This is a genomic window from Pseudomonas sp. JL27(2026), assembly GCF_056933555.1.
In genome coordinates this window covers 5,818,065-5,834,937 of record NZ_CM167794.1, presented here as the reverse complement: position 1 = coordinate 5,834,937, position 16,873 = coordinate 5,818,065, and the positions used below count along the sequence as shown (strand labels likewise).

The window sequence follows — 16,873 nt, the reverse complement described above, 5'->3', positions numbered from 1 at the left end:
TCACAACTGCAACGTCTCTGTGCTTGGCAATGAGACTTGGCGGTTGATAAAGTTGCGCCAAGTAATATTTATCAAGAAATATTTCGATATATTCAGACCATTGAAGGTCCTTGAATCCAAGACTAATCAGTGTTGAGGAAATCAACCTGTTCAAGAGGCGTGTCCAGGTAAAAAGTTCGCCCCTGAATATATCCAAGAATAATATCAATGGTTCAGCTCGATTTTTATGGAACACTTGTGGCCGCCTCTTTAGTGCTGTTATTGGGGCGCGGACTTGTCACACGTATAGGTTTTTTGCGCGCCTACAATATCCCTGAGCCTGTAGCAGGCGGCTTGGTGGTTGCCCTGCTTCTCTTGGCTTTGCGGGGTCTTGAGGTTGAAATCCGCTTTGACACTTCACTGCAGACTCCCTTGATGTTGGCGTTTTTCGCCACCATTGGCTTGAGTGCAGACTTCGCCAGCCTGAAGAAAGGCGGGCGTGTAGTGGGGGTTTTTCTACTGGCGGTCACCACGCTTTTGGTGGTCCAGAATGCCATGGGCATCGGGCTTGCAAAAATGTTGGGGCTCGACCCTTTGATGGGCCTGCTGACAGGCTCAATTTCGTTGGCCGGCGGTCACGGTACAGGCGCTGCGTGGGGAGCGACGTTCAGTGAGAAGTTCGGTCTGGCTTCGGCCTCTGAGCTTGCGATGGCCTCTGCGACGTTTGGCCTGGTACTGGGTGGCTTGATTGGTGGTCCGGTTGCTCGCCTGCTCATTAAACGTGTCCAGGTCCCCGGCCTCGAACAAGAAAAACCACGGCTGCCAAAGGGCTTTGAACAGCCGAACAAAGAGCGCTCGATCACACCCTTTTCGTTTATCGAGACACTCGCTCTGATCGCGGTCAGCTTACTGGCAGGCTCTCTTCTGAATGGTTTGCTCCAGGGAACCGCCTTCGAGTTGCCGACATTCGTTTGCGTCTTGTTCGTGGGTGTGGTTTTACGCAACGGGCTTTCAGCGCTTGGCTTGTATCAGGTGTTTGAGCGTGAAGTCTCCGTGTTGGGGAATGTCAGCTTGTCGCTGTTCCTGGCGATCGCTTTGATGTCGCTCAAACTGTGGGATCTGGCTTCGCTGGCTTTACCATTCTTCATCATCCTGGCTGCGCAAACGTTGGTCATGGCACTGTTTGCGATTTTCGTGACTTTCAGGCTCATGGGCAGTAACTACGATGCGGCAGTTCTGGCGGCAGGACACTGCGGTTTTGGATTGGGTGCCACGCCAACAGCCATCGCTAACATGCAAGCGGTGACACAGCGCTACGGACCGTCGCAGATAGCGTTCCTGGTGGTGCCAATGGTGGGGGCTTTCTTCATCGACATCATTAATGTCATCGTGATCAAGTTGTACCTTGCGCTGCCGTTTTTTGCCGCTGCCTGAAGTTCAGCTCACGTCCCGCGATGTTGGGAGCCACGCGCTCTGAGAGCGGTTCTCTCCCTGCACTGACGCATAAGAAAAATGCCCGTATCTTGCGATACGGGCATTTTCTTTTAAACGCTTAGATGGTCAGCGTCCAGTCGTAGTCCACGATCAGCGGCGCGTGCTGCGAGAAGCGCGGCTGGCGAGGCAGGCGTGCGCTACGAACGAAGCGGCGCAGGCCGGGGGTCAGCAACTGGTAGTCGAAACGCCAGCCCAGGTTGAGCATCTCAGCCTGTTCGTTGTCTGGCCACCAGCTGTACTGGTCGCCTTCACGGCTGACTTCGCGCAGGGCGTCGACATAGCCCATATTGCCGACAATCTCGTCCATCCAAGCGCGCTCTGGCGCCAGGAAGCCCGGGGATTGCTGGCTGTCGCGCCAGTTCTTGATATCAAGCTTCTGTTGCGCCACGTACAGCGAGCCACAATAAATGTACTCGCGACGTTTGCGCCGCTGTTTATCCAGATAACGGGCGAAGTCGTCCATTAGCTTGAACTTCTGGTTCAAGTCTTCATCGCCGTTCTGCCCCGAAGGAAGCAGCAAGGTCGCGATGCTGACCTTGTCGAAATCGGCTTGCAGGTAGCGCCCGTAGCGGTCGGCCGTCTCGAAGCCGAGACCGCTGATGACGGCCTTCGGCTGCAACCGCGAGTACAAAGCCACGCCACCTTGGGTGGGAACTTCGGCATCGCAGGCATAAAGGAAGTAGCCATCCAGTTGGAAGGCTGGATCGTCCAGTTCAAAGGCGGAGGCGCGGGTGTCCTGCAGGCAGATGACGTCGGCATTCTGTGCTTGCAGCCAACTGAGCAAACCGCGCTCGACTGCCGCCTGAATACCATTGACGTTCACACTGATGATCCGCATAAATGGCCCCAAAAATCGCGTGCGTGTATGATACACGGCGTCTACCTAATTAGCTAAATCCGTGGTATTTGGGGTTTTTTTCATGCAAGCGTATCAGCGCGACTTCATTCGTTTTGCCATCGATCGCGGCGTTTTGCGCTTCGGTGAGTTCACCCTGAAGTCCGGGCGCACCAGTCCTTACTTCTTCAATGCGGGCCTGTTCAACTCAGGCTCGGCGCTGGCGCAGCTGGGGCGTTTCTACGCGGCAGCCATCGTCGAGAGCGGTATTCCCTTCGACGTGCTGTTCGGCCCGGCCTACAAAGGCATTCCGCTGGCGGCGACCACCGCCGTGGCGTTGGCGGAACACCATGACCGTGACCTGCCTTGGTGCTTCAACCGCAAGGAGGCCAAGGCCCACGGCGAAGGCGGCAGCCTGGTCGGTGCACCGCTGACCGGCGACGTGTTGATCATCGATGACGTGATCACCGCTGGCACGGCCATTCGTGAAGTGATGCAGATCATCGCTTCCCAGGACGGTGCCAAGGCGGCGGGCGTGTTGATCGCGCTGAACCGCCAGGAACGCGGCAATGGCGAGCTGTCGGCGATCCAGGAAGTCGAGCGCGACTTTGGTATCCCGGTGGTCAGCATCGTTTCGCTGACCCAGGTCCTGCAATTTCTGGCCGACGACCCTGAACTCAAGCAGCACCTGCCGGCGGTTGAAGCTTACCGCGCGCAATACGGCATCTAAATCAAAGGCCCTGTTCTCACAGGGCCTTTTTCTTTTGTGTTCAAGCAAGCTTTCTCCATTTGACGGCCAGTCGAGCCGTCAGCCATCCGAAATGCACCGCAAAGAAGATCAGTGTGCACGTCAACATGACGTACAGCGTCTGTGTCACGTCGAAATCCCAGAGATCGAAGCTGCTGCCGTGAATGATGCGTAGTGCGGCGGGCAGGTTGACGTAAAACAGTGCTGTGAATGCCGTCAGAAAAGGCAGCGCAATCGAGAACAGTGCGTTGCGCGCCTTTTCCCGGCTGCGTTTTCGCGCTTGAAGGCCTGTCACGTACTCATCCAGTTCCAGCGCTTCATGCAACCTGGGCCACACCAGGTTGAACATGAAGGTGGTCAGTGTCAGCAACAGTCCGCTGGTCGCGACCATGTCACTGAACGGCATTGAGCCCCAGTGTTGCGCACAGCAGATTGTGGGAGTCCTCGCTGATTTCAAACTGCCCGGCGCTGCCTTTGCGCTTGGTGATGGGTTTGAACGTCGGCTCGTTCTGGGTAATCAGCATGTTCAGTTCGTCGCGGATGACGTCCGAATGAATGACCACCAAATAGACCGTCTGCGCATACTCCGCCGACTGGATTACCGTGCTCATGCTGTGGCGCAGAATCTCGTCGAGCTGGTTCCTGAAGCGTGAAACCGTGTTTTTCAACAAGGTTTTGCTCTGGCTCTGGGTGAGCTGGAAGATTGTCGAGATCTGCGACTCGGTGGGCAATGTTTGCCCAAAATAGCTCTGGATCAAGTACAGCAGCCGATCCTGCTTCGCCTCATCGGCCCGGCTGGGCATTCCGCCCTCCACCAGCATTTTCAGGTATTCGGTCAGGCTGGCCTTGGCGATTCTCTCCAGTGCGTGGGCAATTTCGTGATCGTCGATACGAAGGGTCTTTTTGACCGGTTCTTTTTGCTCCTGGTTGAAGGCCTGGGCATCAATCGTGAAGGAAATCTGCATGGACGGCGCCCCGTGGTTATCGGGTGGGTTTGTTCGGATAAGGGTCTTTCACGGCATCGCCCTGACCGGTGAGGATCTTCCAGCCATGGCGGGTATGCGGGGTCGATTTGAACGCCGGGCAGGGCGGCATCGAGGTTTTGGCCTGGTTGGAGTAACGATGCCCGCAGTCCACGCACTCGTAAGTGCCTGCTGAAACATCGCTGCCGTAGGGGACGTAGTCTTTTTGCATGAGGAATCTCCTGTGGGTTCAGGTCGATCCTATGGGTATTGCTGGACTGGCGATGTCAGGCGTTTCCGTCGCTCGTGCAGGACGGTTCCGTGCTTTTCGCATTCGGCAGGAGGAAAACTACAGGGGGAAACGGAAATCGCCCGCCAAGTCAGGAACCTGGCGGGCGATTTTCAGTGTGGGCGGGTGAGATCAGTGAGGCTTGTGGTTGCTGATCAGGGTGCCCACGCCGGTGTCGGTGAAGATTTCCAGCAGCACTGCATTCGGCACGCGACCGTCAATGATGTGCGAGGTGGTCACGCCGCCTTGTACCGCTTCCAACGCGCAGCGGATCTTGGGCAGCATGCCGCCGTAGATGGTGCCGTCTGCGATCAGTTCGTCGACCTGCGCGGTGGTCAGGCCCGTCAGGACCTTGCCCGATTTGTCCATCAAGCCGGCAATGTTGGTCAGCAGCATCAGTTTCTCGGCTTTCAGCGCTTCGGCCACCTTGCCGGCCACCAGGTCGGCGTTGATGTTGTACGACTCGCCGTTGGCACCAACGCCGATAGGCGCGATCACCGGGATGAAGTCACCTTTGACCAGCATGTTCAGCAGGTCGGTGTTGATCCCGACCACTTCGCCCACATGGCCGATGTCGATGATTTCCGGGGTGGTCATCTCGGGTGTCTGGCGGGTGACGGTGAGTTTCTTCGCACGAATCAGCTCCGCGTCCTTGCCGGTCAGGCCGATGGCGCTGCCGCCGTGGCGGTTGATCAGGTTGACGATGTCCTTGTTTACCTGGCCGCCGAGGACCATTTCCACGACGTCCATGGTTTGCGCGTCAGTGACGCGCATGCCATCGATGAAGTGGCTTTCGATCGACAGACGCTTGAGCAGGTCACCGATTTGCGGGCCGCCACCGTGTACCACCACCGGGTTGATCCCGACGGCTTTCATCAACACGATGTCGCGGGCGAAGCCGGTTTTCAGCTCGTCGCTTTCCATGGCGTTGCCGCCGTACTTGATGACCAGCGTTTTGCCGACAAAACGTCGGATGTAGGGCAGTGCTTCGGACAAAACCTTGGCTACGTTGGAGGCGGCATCGCGTTCGAGGGTCATTAGGGCTCCGGTGGATCAGGTCAAAACGGTAGTTGGAGATCAGGTGCAACACGTTTCAGTTGGGTGTGGAACACATCCTTGATGCGCTGCAATTGGGCCTCGTTGTCAGCCTCGAAGCGCAGCACCAGCACCGGTGTGGTGTTGGAGGCGCGAACCAGGCCCCAGCCTTCGGCGTAGTCGACACGCACACCGTCAATGGTGGTCAGGTCGGCGCCTTGGCCCCACTGCGCGTCATGCAGTGCATCAATGATGCTGAATTTGCTCTCTTCGGTCACATGGATATTGATTTCAGGCGTAGAAATATCGTTCGGGAAGGTCGCGAACAACGCCTCGCAGCTGGATTTCTCCTGGCTGAGGATCTCCAGCAGACGAGCGGCGCTGTAAATACCGTCGTCGAAACCGAACCAGCGCTCCTTGAAGAAGATGTGCCCGCTCATTTCACCCGCGAGCAAGGCGCCGGTCTGTTTCATCTTCTTCTTGATCAACGAGTGACCGGTTTTCCACATTAGCGGGCGGCCGCCATATTCCTTGATCAGCGGGGTCAGGCGACGGGTGCATTTGACGTCGAAGATGATTTCTGCGCCCGGGTTGCGCGCCACCACATCCTTGGCGAACAGCATCAGCAGGCGGTCCGGGAAGACAATGCTGCCGGTGTTGGTCACCACGCCCACGCGGTCGCCGTCGCCGTCGAAGGCCAAGCCGAGGTCGGCGTTGGTTTCCTTGACCTTGGCGATCAGGTCCACCAGGTTCTCGGGCTTGCCCGGGTCCGGGTGGTGATTGGGGAAGTTGCCGTCGACTTCGCAAAACAGCGGGATGACTTCGCAGTTCAGCGCTGCGATCAGTTGGGGGGCGATCACGCCGGCCGCGCCATTGCCGCAGTCGACCACCACTTTCAGGCGGCGGGCGAGCTTGATGTCCTGAACGATTTCGGTGGTATAGCGATCGAGGATCTCGACCTGGGTGATGCTGCCCTTGCCGCTGCTCAGGTTGTTGGTTTTCAGGCGCTCATGCAGGGCCAGGATCTGTTCATTGGCCAGGGTGTCGCCGGCAATGACGATTTTGAAACCGTTGTAGTTCGACGGGTTGTGGCTGCCGGTGAGCATCACCCCGGACTTGCCGGCCAGTACGTTGGCGGCGTAGTAGAGCGCGGGAGTCGGCACCAGGCCGACATCGCTGACGTGGCAACCCGCGTCGTACAGGCCCTGAATCAGCTGTTCGACCAGTTCCGGGCCGGACAGGCGGCCGTCACGCCCAACAGAAATGTTCGGCTCGTTCTGGGCGAGGGTTTCGGCGCCAATGGCGCGACCGATCCAGTAAGCGGTTTCAGCGGTCAGCGTTTCCGGGACAACGCCACGGATGTCGTAGGCGCGAAAGATACTGTCGGGGAATCGGGGTGCGACTTTGGCGGCGTTGCTCATGGCTGAGAGTGCTCCATCTGAAAGGGTGCTGGACGGACCGGCGAATGACTCGTCGGCAGGCTCAAACTGAAGGGTATGACGGTGTTTTTCGCAGAGAGTTCGTGGTGTGCAAAGGCCATGACCTCGGCATCGGCGCGCATTTGGTCCGCCAATCCCTTGATATTCAGTGGTAAACCTTCCAGATGACGACTGTGCAATTTCGAGCATATAGAGCGCTTGTGGCGAGCAAGCTCGCTCGCCACAGGGCTCTCTGTTGGATCAGTGGCTGCCGGAGTGGCCGAAACCGCCAGCGCCGCGCTGGGTTTCGTCGAATTCTTCAACCAGTTCGAAGTGTGCCTGAACCACCGGCACCAGCACCAATTGGGCCAGACGCTCGCCGACCACGATGTTGAAGTCGGTCTGGCCGCGGTTCCAGCACGACACCATCAGCGGGCCCTGGTAGTCGGAGTCGATCAGGCCGACCAGGTTGCCCAGCACGATGCCGTGCTTATGGCCCAGGCCCGAGCGCGGCAGGATCAGGGCTGCAAGGCCCGGATCGCCGATGTACACCGACAGGCCGGTGGGGATCAGCAGGGTCTCGCCCGGCTTGATGACGGTGTCCTGTTCCAGCATCGCCCGCAGGTCGAGGCCGGCGGAACCTGGCGTGGCGTACTGTGGCAGCGGGAATTCGCTGCCGATGCGTGGGTCGAGGATTTTGGCTTGTAGAGCGTGCATGCGAGTTAAACCTGGTTCAGACGTTCGGCGATAAAAGTGATCAGCTGGCGGGCAATTTTGCCTTTGCTGGTCTGGGCAAAGAGTGTTGCGTGCAATTCACGGTCGATCACGCTGCAAGCGTTTTCCTCACTGTTGAAGCCAATGCTCGGGTTGGCCACGTCGTTGGCGACGATCAGGTCGAGGTTTTTGTCTTTCAGTTTGCGGGCAGCGTAGTCGAGCAGGTGTTCGGTTTCGGCGGCGAAACCGACGCTGAACGGACGGTCGGGACGCGTGGTAATGGTGGCCAGGATGTCCGGGTTACGGACCATTTGCAGCAGCAGGCCGTCGCCGTTCGTAGGGTCTTTCTTGAGTTTCTGTGGGGCGATGACTTCCGGGCGGTAATCAGCGACCGCAGCGGAGGCAATGAACAGGTCGCACGGGATCGCCGCTTCACAGGCGGCGAGCATGTCGCGGGCACTGACCACGTCGATACGGGTGACGCGATCCGGGGTCGGCAAATGCACCGGGCCGGTGATCAGGGTCACGCGGGCCCCGGCTTCAACCGCCGCTTCGGCCAGGGCAAAGCCCATTTTTCCGGAGCTGTGGTTGGTGATGTAGCGCACCGGGTCGATGTTTTCCTGGGTCGGCCCGGCCGTGATCAGCACGTGTTTGCCGGTCAGTGCCTGGCGCTGGAAGCAGTCGGCGGCGCACTGCGCCAGGTCATCGGCTTCAAGCATGCGGCCCATGCCGACGTCGCCACAGGCCTGGCTGCCAGACGCTGGGCCGAAGACTTTCATGCCACGGCTTTCGAGCAATTGAGTGTTGGCCTGGGTCGCCGGGTCGCGCCACATGGCCTGGTTCATGGCAGGTGCCAACGCCACAGTGGCGTCGGTGGCCAGTACCAGGGTGGTCAGCAGGTCGTTGGCGATGCCTTGGGCCAGGCGCGCGATCAGGTCGGCGGTGGCCGGGGCGATCAGCACCAGGTCGGCCCATTTGGCCAGCTCGATGTGGCCCATCGCGGCTTCGGCCGCCGGGTCCAGCAGGTCCAGGTGCACCGGGTGCCCGGACAGTGCCTGCATGGTCAGCGGGGTGATGAACTCGCTGCCGCCACGGGTCATGACTACGCGCACTTCGGCGCCCTGGTCGATCAGTCGGCGAACCAGCTCGGCGCTTTTGTAAGCGGCAATGCCGCCGCCGACGCCCAGAACAATGCGTTTCCGATACAGCCGCTGCATAGGTCTGCCTTTCATTTCGTTGATGACTTACGTGGCGAAACCCCCTCCCCAGGGATGTAATCGCCCGCAAAATAGATGGGCTACGATATCACAGCGACCGCTACGCAACAGCGGCGCCCACAGACATGGAGGTCCTATGAGCATTCGCGATTGGCCGGCGGCGGAGCGACCGCGGGAGAGGTTACTGGAGTTGGGCCCGGCGAGTCTTTCGGATGCCGAGCTGCTGGCGATTTTTTTACGTACCGGTGTCTCGGGCAAAAGCGCGGTTGATCTGGCGCGACACTTGTTGAGTCAGTTTGGCAGCCTGCGTTCGCTGCTGGAGGCTGATCAAAAAACATTCAGCAAACAATTGGGGCTCGGGCCCGCGAAATTCGCTCAGTTGCAAGCGGCCCAGGAAATGGGCAGGCGGCATTTGGCTGAACACTCGCGCCAGAAGTCGGCGCTGGAAAATCCCCGGGCTGTTCGTGATTACCTGAAGTCGATGCTGCGCCATGAGCCCCACGAGGTGTTCGGTTGCCTGTTCCTGGATTCAAAGCACCAGGTGCTGGCCTTCGAGACGCTGTTTCGCGGTTCCATCGACACTGCCAGCGTCTACCCCCGGCAAGTGGTCAAGCGAGCGCTGGCGCACAACGCGGCGGCGCTGATCCTGTGTCACAACCATCCTTCGGGCAACGCCGAGCCGAGTCAGGCTGATCGAGTGCTGACCAAGCGCCTGCAAAAGGCGTTGGACCTGGTGGATGTGCGGGTGCTCGACCATTTCATCGTCGGTGACGGCGACCCGCTGTCCATGGCCGAGTATGGGTGGATGTAGGGAAGCAGCGACAAGCTTCAAGCTGCAAGTTAAAGCGGTATGAGGACTGCTCTGAACTTGCAGCTTGCAGCTTGCAGCTTGTAGCTTGTAGCTGAAAGCTTGCAGCTGCTTATCTGAAACTGACCTTCGAATAATCCTGACGCCCGAACGGGCTGACTTGATAGCCCTGAACGTCCTTGCGCGTTAGCGCAGAGGCCGTCGGATGGGCCAGCGGCAGCCACAGCGCCTGTTGCTGGATCTGCGCCTGAGCCTGCTCGTAGAGCTTGCTGCGCACACCTTGTTCGGTGGTGGTCTTGCCGGCGCTGATGAGTTTGTCCAGGCCCTGGTCGCAGTAGCGGGCGAAGTTGGTCCCGGACTTGACCGCCGCGCAGGAGAACTGCGGCGTGAGGAAGTTGTCCGGGTCACCGTTGTCGCCGGCCCAGCCCATGAACAGCAAATCGTGCTCACCGGCCTTGGCGCGCCGGATCAGTTCGCCCCATTCGATCACGCGTATTTCTGCCTGAATGCCGACTTCGGCCAGGTCGGCCTGCAACAACTGGGCACCAAGGCTTGGGTTGGGGTTGAGCAGGCTGCCGGAAGGGCGGGTCCAGATAGTGGTTTTGAAACCGTCCTTGAGCCCGGCCTTGGCCAGCAGCGCCCGAGCCTTGGCGATGTCTTTCGGGTAGCCCGGCAGGTCTTTGGCGTAACTCCAGGTGTTGGGCGGGTACGGGCCGTTGGCGGCCTCGGCGGTACCCTCAAACACTGCCTTGAGGTAGCTGGCCTTGTCGAACGCCAGATTAATTGCTTGGCGCACTTCGGGTTTATCCAGTGGCGGGTGCTGGCTGTTGATCGCCACGAACGCAGTCATGAGCGCCGGTGTGCTTTCGATCTTGAGGGTCGGCTCCTGGGCGGCGGCCTGAACATCCAGCGGTTTGGGCGAGAGCGCGATCTGGCATTCGTTGCGCCGCAGCTTTTGCAGGCGCACGTTGGCGTCGGGGGTGATGGCGAACACCAGGCTGTCGATGGCCGGTTTGCCGGCGAAGTAGTCGCGGTTGGCCTTGTAGCGAATCGATGCGTCCTTCTGGAAGCGCCCGAAAATAAACGGGCCGCTGCCGATCGGCTGGCTGTTGAGCTTCTCCGGAGTGCCGGCCTTGAGCAACTGATCGGCGTACTCGGCAGAGTAGATCGAGGCAAAGCCCATGCTCAGGGTGGCGAGGAAGGTCGAGTCGGCGTGGTCGAGCGTAAAGCGCACGGTCAGCGGGTCGATGGCGTCGATTTTCTTGATCAGCGCGGGCAGTTGCATCGACTGGGCGTGCGGAAAGCCGCTTTGCGCAATTTTGTGCCACGGATGCGCCGGGTCGAGCATGCGGTCGAAACTGAACTTCACGTCTTCGGCCGTCAGGGTGCGCGTCGGGCTGAAGTATTCGGTGCGGTGGAATTTCACCTGTGGGTGCAGCGTGAAGACGTAGGTCAGGCCATCTGCCGAGACTTCCCAGCTGTCGGCCAGGCTGGGAACGACTTTGCCGCTGGCGGTGTTGAAGTCCACCAGGGTATTCATCAGCACGTCCGCCGAGGCGTTGGTGGTGGTCAGCGAGTTGTATTGAACGACATCGAACCCTTCCGGGCTGGCCTCGGTGCAGACGCTCAGGGCGGCCGCCTGGGCCAACGGGCTCAGCAGGAGAGGGGCAAGCAACAACGGTAGGGCAGCGAGGCGCATTATGTGAGTTTCCTTTGCAGATCGAAGGGCCATCTGCGAGTGCAGTCTGGAAAAGGGTTACCCTAGTGACCTCTTTTGCAAATGACTATCCCCTTTTTCAGTTTATGGCTGAGGTTGTGTGTCGTTTGCGAAGGTCAAAGTGCCAGGCAGAAGGTTTTTCAAAGGCAAAAAGGCTCGGTTTTTTTGTCGAAAAGGCTCTGTTTGCGGCGCTGGAGCGCGAGGGTTTGTGGCAGATTTGCGCAGCTGACCTGGGTGAATCGGGTCGAACGCGGTTGTTCTGCGACGAGCGGTCGCTGCCATTGGCAGCCTTTTGCTAAAGCGTTCGAGCCAGGAAAATCGGGTATTTCGCAAAGTCTGTTCACACTGACTGTTGTTGCTACGGGGTCTTTCTGGTATAAAGCAGCGCTCTTTTCTAGGGGCCCGGTTCCTTCACTGTAGGTGTAGCCGGTAAGACCTCTAAAGAAACGCGGCGCCTGGCGCCAAATGACTGAGAGATTAAGCGGCCAACCCATGCCGGGTTGGGCATGTGGTTTTAGAGGGCTGAGGCATGTCGAGAGTATGTCAAGTTACCGGTAAGGGTCCGGTGACTGGGAATAACATTTCCCACGCAAACAACAAAACCCGTCGTCGTTTCCTGCCGAACCTGCAGCATCATCGCTTCTGGGTCGAAGAAGAGAAACGTTTCGTGCGTCTGCGCGTATCTGCCAAAGGCATGCGTATCATCGACAAGCGTGGCATCACTGTCGTGCTGGCCGAAATCCGCAAAGCTGGCAAGATCTAAGGGAGCTAATCATGCGTGAATTGATTCGTTTGATTTCGAGCGCCGGTACTGGTCACTTCTACACTACCGACAAGAACAAGCGCACTACTCCGGACAAAATCGAGATCAAGAAATTTGATCCGGTTGTTCGTAAGCACGTGATCTACAAAGAAGGCAAAATCAAGTAATTGATTTTTCCCTCTTAAGAAAAAGGCCCGTATCGCAAGATACGGGCCTTTTTTGTTACGCCTGAGAAAGTCCGGGGGATCGATCAGCCGCAGACGATTTCGATGATCTTGTCTTGATCGTCGACCAGCACCCGGACTCGATCGTCCTTGAACCTCAGGTTGAACATATCGTCTGGTTTTTCAAGGCGCAGTCGACTGGCGCCTGCCTGGATTCGGATTGCCTCCAGTCGCTGGGGTGTTGCCCGTTCGCCGAGAGTCGGGGAGTCAGGTTGGCCCAGGCACTGGGCGGCTGCGCTTTGCAGGCTGAATGCGCCCAGCCCGATCAGGGCCGCGATGGTTATTTGTTTGAATGGCATCCTTGCTTCCTTTTGATCGATTTTTGTCCGTGCGTCCGTTGGGCGCAGCATCTTGTCGGGCTTAATGCAAAACGCCCGATGCAAGGCATCGGGCGTTTTTTGATGCTCTGTGCAACCAGGCTGCGTCAATCAGCGTTCAGGCTGGAGGCTCAGGTTGCGGGAGGTATCAGTTACCCATTGCGGCGCTGGTGATGATTTCGTTTTCAACCAGCAGATTGATGCGTGCCGGGTTGTAGTCCTTGGTCATGATGAAGCCGGCGCCGATTGGTCGTACCACCAGGCCGGTCTTTTCGGACAGTTCTGCGCGCAGAGCTTCGGCGTATTGCTTGCCGACGTACTGCTTTGCGGTTTCCAGGTGTTGGTTCAGGTCGATGGTCATAAGTTGCTTCCTTGCGATAGTTGAAATGAGCGAGTGTGCTCCCGTCATCCGTCATGGATGGCGTGGGAAAAGTCTGGAGTAACTCTGGTTTTTTATCACCTGTCTGAGTGTGTCCCGATATTTGCCTGCCGTGCGTCGGGCAACAAAAAGCCCATCACGATGGATGGGCTCCAGAGGGGCTCAAGTAGCTGAGTTCAGGGCTTTTGCTCGAACACGACATAGATTTTCCGGCACGGTTCCAGCACTTCCCAGGTGCCTTGGAAACCTGCTGGGATTACAAAACGATCTCCCGCACGGAGGGTCTTTGCGTTACCGTTTCCGTCACGCAGAACGGAAACACCCTGCACGATTTCGCAGTATTCGTGCTCGGTGTAGCTCACCATCCACTGGCCGACTTCGCCTTCCCACACTCCGGCGTTCATTTGCCCACAAGGGCTGTTGTAGTGGTTGTAGAGCGTTTGCTCCGGGTCGCCCTTGAGGACCTTGACGGTGTCCGGGCGGTAGCGTTCGGCCTGGGTCTGGGCCTGACTGAAATCGACGATGTCCTGGATATTCATTCTGCTGATCCCCCGTGATTGCGGCGCAAGTGGTTGGAAAGACCAAAGTCTATGTTTATTAAAATGAACATCGCAAGGCTGTTTGCCTGTGTTATGTCAAATATATTGAAACATGAGGGGCCGCTGGTTTAGGGTGGCGCAAGCCTTGGGCCGATTTTAAGGCTGGCCGGGCCCATTTCCTGAAGGGCGCCTGCGTTGAACGCGGGGTGCTCGTATTCAATAAGAGGAGGACACTCGTATGACCACCCTGACTCGTGCCGACTGGGAACAACGTGCCCGCGACCTGAAAGTCGAAGGCCGTGCCTACATCAATGGCGAATACACCGCTGCTGTCTCCGGCGAGACCTTCGAGTGCATCAGCCCGGTCGATGGCCGTCTGCTCGGCAAGATCGCCAGCTGTGACGCCGCCGATGCCCAGCGCGCCGTGGAAAACGCCCGCGCTACCTTCAACTCCGGCGTCTGGTCGCGCCTGGCGCCGACCAAGCGCAAAGCCACCATGATTCGTTTCGCCGGCCTGCTCAAGCAGCATGCCGAAGAGCTGGCGCTGCTTGAAACCCTGGACATGGGCAAGCCGATCAGCGATTCCCTCAACATCGACGTTCCGGGCGCGGCGCAAGCGCTGAGCTGGAGCGGCGAGGCTATCGACAAGATCTACGACGAAGTGGCCGCCACCCCGCATGATCAGTTGGGTCTGGTGACCCGTGAGCCGGTCGGCGTGGTCGGCGCCATCGTGCCGTGGAACTTCCCGTTGATGATGGCCTGCTGGAAACTTGGCCCGGCGCTGTCGACCGGTAACTCAGTGATCCTCAAGCCGTCCGAAAAGTCCCCGCTGACCGCCATCCGCATCGCTGCGCTGGCCGTTGAAGCTGGCATCCCGAAAGGCGTGCTGAACGTGCTGCCGGGTTACGGTCACACCGTCGGCAAGGCGCTGGCCCTGCACATGGATGTCGATACGCTGGTGTTCACCGGCTCGACTAAAATCGCCAAGCAACTGCTGATTTACTCCGGCGAATCAAACATGAAGCGCGTCTGGCTCGAAGCCGGCGGCAAGAGCCCGAACATCGTGTTTGCCGATGCGCCAGACCTGCAAGCCGCGGCGCAATCCGCTGCCAGCGCCATTGCTTTCAACCAGGGCGAAGTCTGCACCGCCGGTTCCCGTCTGCTGATCGAGCGTTCGATCAAGGACAAATTCCTGCCATTGGTGATCGAGGCGCTGAAAACCTGGAAGCCCGGCAACCCACTGGACCCGGCAACCAACGTCGGTGCGCTGGTCGACACACAGCAGATGAACACCGTGCTGTCGTACATCGAGGCCGGCCATGCCGATGGCGCCAAACTGGTGGTTGGTGGCAAGCGCATCCTTCAGGAAACCGGTGGCACTTACGTCGAGCCAACGATTTTCGACGGCGTGAGCAATGCGATGAAGATCGCCCAGGAAGAGATCTTTGGTCCGGTGCTGTCGGTGATTGCCTTCGACAGCGTGGAAGAGGCGATCCGGATTGCCAACGACACACCGTATGGCCTGGCAGCGGCGGTCTGGACGTCGGACCTCTCCAAGGGCCACCTGACCGCCAAGGCACTGCGTGCCGGCAGCGTGTGGGTCAATCAGTATGATGGCGGCGACATGACTGCCCCGTTTGGTGGCTTCAAGCAGTCGGGCAACGGTCGCGACAAGTCGCTGCATGCGTTCGACAAGTACACCGAACTGAAGGCGACCTGGATCAAGCTGTAATCCTTTCAGGGAGCCTGCTCTGAATCAGGATTCCTGAAACGACGCAGATCCCCTGTGGGAGCAAGCAGGCTCGCTCCCACAGGTTTTTGTCGCCTGTTAGAGCATCCGCTCCAGTCCCACCGTGGTGCTGAGCCAGGCATTGAAACGCCGCCACCAGCTCCCCGGTTCGCGCGTCAGGGTGTGGAGCGTGCGGTTGTCTTCGGTGACCCAGACCAGTTGGCCGTTCTCCAGCCGGACCTGATAACTCAGGGCCGGCGCCATGCCTTGCAGCGCCAGTTCGCGCACCCGTTCGGCGAGTTCCGGGCTGTTCACCAGCACCCCGACTTCGGTGTTCCACAGCACCGAGCGCGGGTCGAAATTGAACGAGCCGATGAACGCTTTTTGGCGGTCGAAAATCATCGCCTTACTGTGCAGGCTGGAGTCGGAGCCACGGGACGCCGCGCTGTGGAACAGGTTTGGGCCGCTGCCACCTTGTGCGCCAGGTTGTCGGCGCAGTTCGAACAGTTGCACGCCGTGCTCCAGTAACGCCTTGCGATACGGCGCGTAACCGCCGTGCACGGCTGGCACATCAGTGGCTTCCAGCGAGTTGGTCAGCAAGTTCACCGACACCCCGGCATCCGCACGTCCCGTCAGGTAGACCAGCCCTGGCTGGCCGGGAACGAAATAGGCGGAAATCATGATCAGCTCCTTGCTGACGCCTTGCAGTTCGGGCGCCAGTTGGGTGGTCAGCAGCAGTTGCGGGTCTGGCTCATTCCTGGCCAGCACTTTGCTCGGTGCATCCCATAAGGCCTGGTTCCAGGCCCAGATCAATTCGCGGCGCCAGACGTCCATCCGGGGATGAGTCCGGTAGATCTTCAGTTGTCGATACAGCGCGTGGTTCTGCTGGCGGGTTTCGTCCAGCGATTTTTTGAGCCGCAACCGTGTGTCCACCAGGTCCTGGGCGGTCGGCCGCAAGGACATGAACTGATCGATGGGTTTGCTCAGGGCGCTGTTCCAGTACTGGTCGAAACTGTGCCCCAACTGCTCGGCCACCGGACCGATGCCGAGCATGTCGATGTCGGTGAAGTTCAGGTTGGGCTCGGCATCGAAATACTCATCCCCCAGGTTTCGTCCGCCGACGATGGCGGCGCTGTTGTCCGCCAGCCACAGCTTGTTGTGCATGCGCCGATGTTGCAGCGACAGGTTGAACAGCCGGCCCATTGTCCGCGTCACACCTGTGCTGCGGCCCAGGTGCAGGGGGTTGAACAGGCGGATGTGGATGTTCGGGTGAACGGCGAGGGTGGCGATGATCTGGTCCAGGCCATCGCTGGTGGTGTCGTCGAGCAGGATGCGCACGCGAACGCCACGGTCGGCGGCCTTGAGGAGTTCCTCCACCAGCATGCGTGTGCTGATGCCGTCGTGGACGATGTAGTACTGCAAGTCGAGGCTGCTTTGCGCGTTGCGGATCAGTTCGGCACGGGCCATGAAGGCCTCGCTGCTGTTGGGCAACAGGCGAAAGCCCGAGCGGCCCTGATAGGGCGCGGCCTGGGCCTGGATCGACCGTCCGAACGCCGAGTCTGAGACCGGCAGGGCCTGGCTCGGCTTGTGCGGCACCTCCAGGGAGGTGCAGCCGCCAAGCAGGGCGGTGAGCAGCAACAGCGTGCTCAGGTCTTTTCTGGCTCTCACGTAGGAAGCTTCCGGTTGTCGGCGGATGTCGGCATGTG

General features: G+C 59.1%; 18 protein-coding genes and 1 pseudogene. 6 read left to right on the top strand and 13 right to left on the bottom strand.

What is annotated here, in order from left to right; translation table 11 throughout:
• The first annotated feature begins 207 nt into the window (after positions 1–207).
• On the top strand, positions 208–1,413 hold the full coding sequence (gltS, locus tag AC1Z1G_RS26770; RefSeq protein WP_483623540.1) for a sodium/glutamate symporter: 1,206 nt from the start codon (positions 208–210) through the stop codon (positions 1,411–1,413).
• Positions 1,414–1,531: 118 nt separating this feature from the next.
• Here the strand turns inward: gltS and AC1Z1G_RS26765 are convergent, their stop codons facing one another.
• Positions 1,532–2,311 (bottom strand): exodeoxyribonuclease III, encoded by a 780-nt coding sequence (locus tag AC1Z1G_RS26765; protein WP_003195493.1) that lies wholly within the window; start codon positions 2,309–2,311, stop codon positions 1,532–1,534.
• Between the two features lie 82 nt (positions 2,312–2,393).
• Here AC1Z1G_RS26765 and pyrE point away from each other — a divergent pair, with 82 nt between their 5' ends.
• Positions 2,394–3,038, top strand: a complete 645-nt coding sequence (gene pyrE / locus AC1Z1G_RS26760) for an orotate phosphoribosyltransferase (protein ID WP_483623538.1) — start codon at positions 2,394–2,396, stop codon at positions 3,036–3,038.
• A gap of 40 nt (positions 3,039–3,078) precedes the next feature.
• Here pyrE and AC1Z1G_RS26755 read toward each other — a convergent pair whose 3' ends face one another.
• The 7 genes and pseudogenes from AC1Z1G_RS26755 to coaBC all read right to left on the bottom strand — a co-directional run bounded on the left by AC1Z1G_RS26755 (position 3,079) and on the right by coaBC (position 8,691).
• On the bottom strand, positions 3,079–3,447 hold the full coding sequence (locus AC1Z1G_RS26755; RefSeq protein WP_483623536.1) for a hypothetical protein: 369 nt from the start codon (positions 3,445–3,447) through the stop codon (positions 3,079–3,081).
• Position 3,448: 1 nt separating this feature from the next.
• Entirely contained in the window at positions 3,449–4,021 is a 573-nt protein-coding gene (locus AC1Z1G_RS26750; protein WP_483623534.1) for a hypothetical protein, read from the bottom strand.
• Positions 4,022–4,037: 16 nt separating this feature from the next.
• Positions 4,038–4,250 (bottom strand): hypothetical protein, encoded by a 213-nt coding sequence (locus AC1Z1G_RS26745; protein WP_483623533.1) that lies wholly within the window; start codon positions 4,248–4,250, stop codon positions 4,038–4,040.
• A 189-nt stretch (positions 4,251–4,439) separates the two neighbouring features.
• Positions 4,440–5,345: an acetylglutamate kinase gene (gene argB / locus AC1Z1G_RS26740; protein WP_347902706.1), complete on the bottom strand. Its 906-nt coding sequence runs from the start codon at positions 5,343–5,345 to the stop codon at positions 4,440–4,442.
• 20 nt (positions 5,346–5,365) lie between these two features.
• Positions 5,366–6,742 (bottom strand): annotated as a pseudogene (locus AC1Z1G_RS26735) (phosphomannomutase/phosphoglucomutase); the annotation flags it as partial.
• A gap of 279 nt (positions 6,743–7,021) precedes the next feature.
• The gene (dut, locus tag AC1Z1G_RS26730) at positions 7,022–7,477 is read right to left on the bottom strand and encodes a dUTP diphosphatase (protein ID WP_095146311.1); all 456 of its coding nucleotides are present in this window, start codon (positions 7,475–7,477) and stop codon (positions 7,022–7,024) included.
• A 5-nt stretch (positions 7,478–7,482) separates the two neighbouring features.
• On the bottom strand, positions 7,483–8,691 hold the full coding sequence (gene coaBC, locus AC1Z1G_RS26725; protein WP_483623531.1) for a bifunctional phosphopantothenoylcysteine decarboxylase/phosphopantothenate--cysteine ligase CoaBC: 1,209 nt from the start codon (positions 8,689–8,691) through the stop codon (positions 7,483–7,485).
• A gap of 136 nt (positions 8,692–8,827) precedes the next feature.
• Between coaBC and radC the strand changes: the two genes are divergently transcribed.
• Positions 8,828–9,502, top strand: coding sequence for a RadC family protein (gene radC / locus AC1Z1G_RS26720; RefSeq protein WP_483623530.1), 675 nt, complete (start codon positions 8,828–8,830; stop codon positions 9,500–9,502).
• Between the two features lie 109 nt (positions 9,503–9,611).
• Here radC and AC1Z1G_RS26715 read toward each other — a convergent pair whose 3' ends face one another.
• Positions 9,612–11,198 (bottom strand): ABC transporter substrate-binding protein, encoded by a 1,587-nt coding sequence (locus AC1Z1G_RS26715; protein WP_483623528.1) that lies wholly within the window; start codon positions 11,196–11,198, stop codon positions 9,612–9,614.
• A 547-nt stretch (positions 11,199–11,745) separates the two neighbouring features.
• Between AC1Z1G_RS26715 and rpmB the strand changes: the two genes are divergently transcribed.
• Positions 11,746–11,979 (top strand): 50S ribosomal protein L28, encoded by a 234-nt coding sequence (gene rpmB / locus AC1Z1G_RS26710; RefSeq protein ID WP_007894701.1) that lies wholly within the window; start codon positions 11,746–11,748, stop codon positions 11,977–11,979.
• An 11-nt stretch (positions 11,980–11,990) separates the two neighbouring features.
• Entirely contained in the window at positions 11,991–12,146 is a 156-nt protein-coding gene (rpmG, locus tag AC1Z1G_RS26705; RefSeq protein ID WP_007894709.1) for a 50S ribosomal protein L33, read from the top strand.
• Positions 12,147–12,229: 83 nt separating this feature from the next.
• Here rpmG and AC1Z1G_RS26700 read toward each other — a convergent pair whose 3' ends face one another.
• The 3 genes from AC1Z1G_RS26700 to AC1Z1G_RS26690 all read right to left on the bottom strand — a co-directional run bounded on the left by AC1Z1G_RS26700 (position 12,230) and on the right by AC1Z1G_RS26690 (position 13,438).
• Positions 12,230–12,502: an I78 family peptidase inhibitor gene (locus tag AC1Z1G_RS26700; RefSeq protein WP_483623527.1), complete on the bottom strand. Its 273-nt coding sequence runs from the start codon at positions 12,500–12,502 to the stop codon at positions 12,230–12,232.
• Between the two features lie 166 nt (positions 12,503–12,668).
• Positions 12,669–12,881, bottom strand: coding sequence for a hypothetical protein (locus AC1Z1G_RS26695; protein WP_483623525.1), 213 nt, complete (start codon positions 12,879–12,881; stop codon positions 12,669–12,671).
• 194 nt (positions 12,882–13,075) lie between these two features.
• Positions 13,076–13,438 carry a cupin domain-containing protein gene (locus AC1Z1G_RS26690; protein ID WP_483623523.1) on the bottom strand — a complete coding sequence of 121 codons (363 nt, stop codon included), beginning with the start codon at positions 13,436–13,438 and terminating at the stop codon, positions 13,076–13,078.
• A gap of 238 nt (positions 13,439–13,676) precedes the next feature.
• Between AC1Z1G_RS26690 and AC1Z1G_RS26685 the strand changes: the two genes are divergently transcribed.
• Complete coding sequence (locus tag AC1Z1G_RS26685; RefSeq protein WP_483623521.1) at positions 13,677–15,170, top strand: aldehyde dehydrogenase; 1,494 nt, start codon at positions 13,677–13,679, stop codon at positions 15,168–15,170.
• Between the two features lie 96 nt (positions 15,171–15,266).
• On the opposite strand, the gene AC1Z1G_RS26680 is transcribed toward AC1Z1G_RS26685, so the two are convergent.
• Positions 15,267–16,835 (bottom strand): phospholipase D family protein, encoded by a 1,569-nt coding sequence (locus tag AC1Z1G_RS26680; protein WP_483623519.1) that lies wholly within the window; start codon positions 16,833–16,835, stop codon positions 15,267–15,269.
• Positions 16,836–16,873: the final 38 nt, after the last annotated feature.

Bases quoted from the DNA above. Each gene is read 5' to 3' on its own strand.
- gltS (WP_483623540.1), top strand. From the start codon at position 208: ATGGTTCAGCTCGATTTTTATGGAACACTTGTGGCCGCCTCTTTAGTG.
- AC1Z1G_RS26765 (WP_003195493.1), bottom strand. From the start codon at position 2,311: ATGCGGATCATCAGTGTGAACGTCAATGGTATTCAGGCGGCAGTCGAG.
- pyrE (WP_483623538.1), top strand. From the start codon at position 2,394: ATGCAAGCGTATCAGCGCGACTTCATTCGTTTTGCCATCGATCGCGGC.
- AC1Z1G_RS26755 (WP_483623536.1), bottom strand. From the start codon at position 3,447: ATGGTCGCGACCAGCGGACTGTTGCTGACACTGACCACCTTCATGTTC.
- AC1Z1G_RS26750 (WP_483623534.1), bottom strand. From the start codon at position 4,021: ATGCAGATTTCCTTCACGATTGATGCCCAGGCCTTCAACCAGGAGCAA.
- AC1Z1G_RS26745 (WP_483623533.1), bottom strand. From the start codon at position 4,250: ATGCAAAAAGACTACGTCCCCTACGGCAGCGATGTTTCAGCAGGCACT.
- argB (WP_347902706.1), bottom strand. From the start codon at position 5,345: ATGACCCTCGAACGCGATGCCGCCTCCAACGTAGCCAAGGTTTTGTCC.
- dut (WP_095146311.1), bottom strand. From the start codon at position 7,477: ATGCACGCTCTACAAGCCAAAATCCTCGACCCACGCATCGGCAGCGAA.
- coaBC (WP_483623531.1), bottom strand. From the start codon at position 8,691: ATGCAGCGGCTGTATCGGAAACGCATTGTTCTGGGCGTCGGCGGCGGC.
- radC (WP_483623530.1), top strand. From the start codon at position 8,828: ATGAGCATTCGCGATTGGCCGGCGGCGGAGCGACCGCGGGAGAGGTTA.
- AC1Z1G_RS26715 (WP_483623528.1), bottom strand. From the start codon at position 11,198: ATGCGCCTCGCTGCCCTACCGTTGTTGCTTGCCCCTCTCCTGCTGAGC.
- rpmB (WP_007894701.1), top strand. From the start codon at position 11,746: ATGTCGAGAGTATGTCAAGTTACCGGTAAGGGTCCGGTGACTGGGAAT.
- rpmG (WP_007894709.1), top strand. From the start codon at position 11,991: ATGCGTGAATTGATTCGTTTGATTTCGAGCGCCGGTACTGGTCACTTC.
- AC1Z1G_RS26700 (WP_483623527.1), bottom strand. From the start codon at position 12,502: ATGCCATTCAAACAAATAACCATCGCGGCCCTGATCGGGCTGGGCGCA.
- AC1Z1G_RS26695 (WP_483623525.1), bottom strand. From the start codon at position 12,881: ATGACCATCGACCTGAACCAACACCTGGAAACCGCAAAGCAGTACGTC.
- AC1Z1G_RS26690 (WP_483623523.1), bottom strand. From the start codon at position 13,438: ATGAATATCCAGGACATCGTCGATTTCAGTCAGGCCCAGACCCAGGCC.
- AC1Z1G_RS26685 (WP_483623521.1), top strand. From the start codon at position 13,677: ATGACCACCCTGACTCGTGCCGACTGGGAACAACGTGCCCGCGACCTG.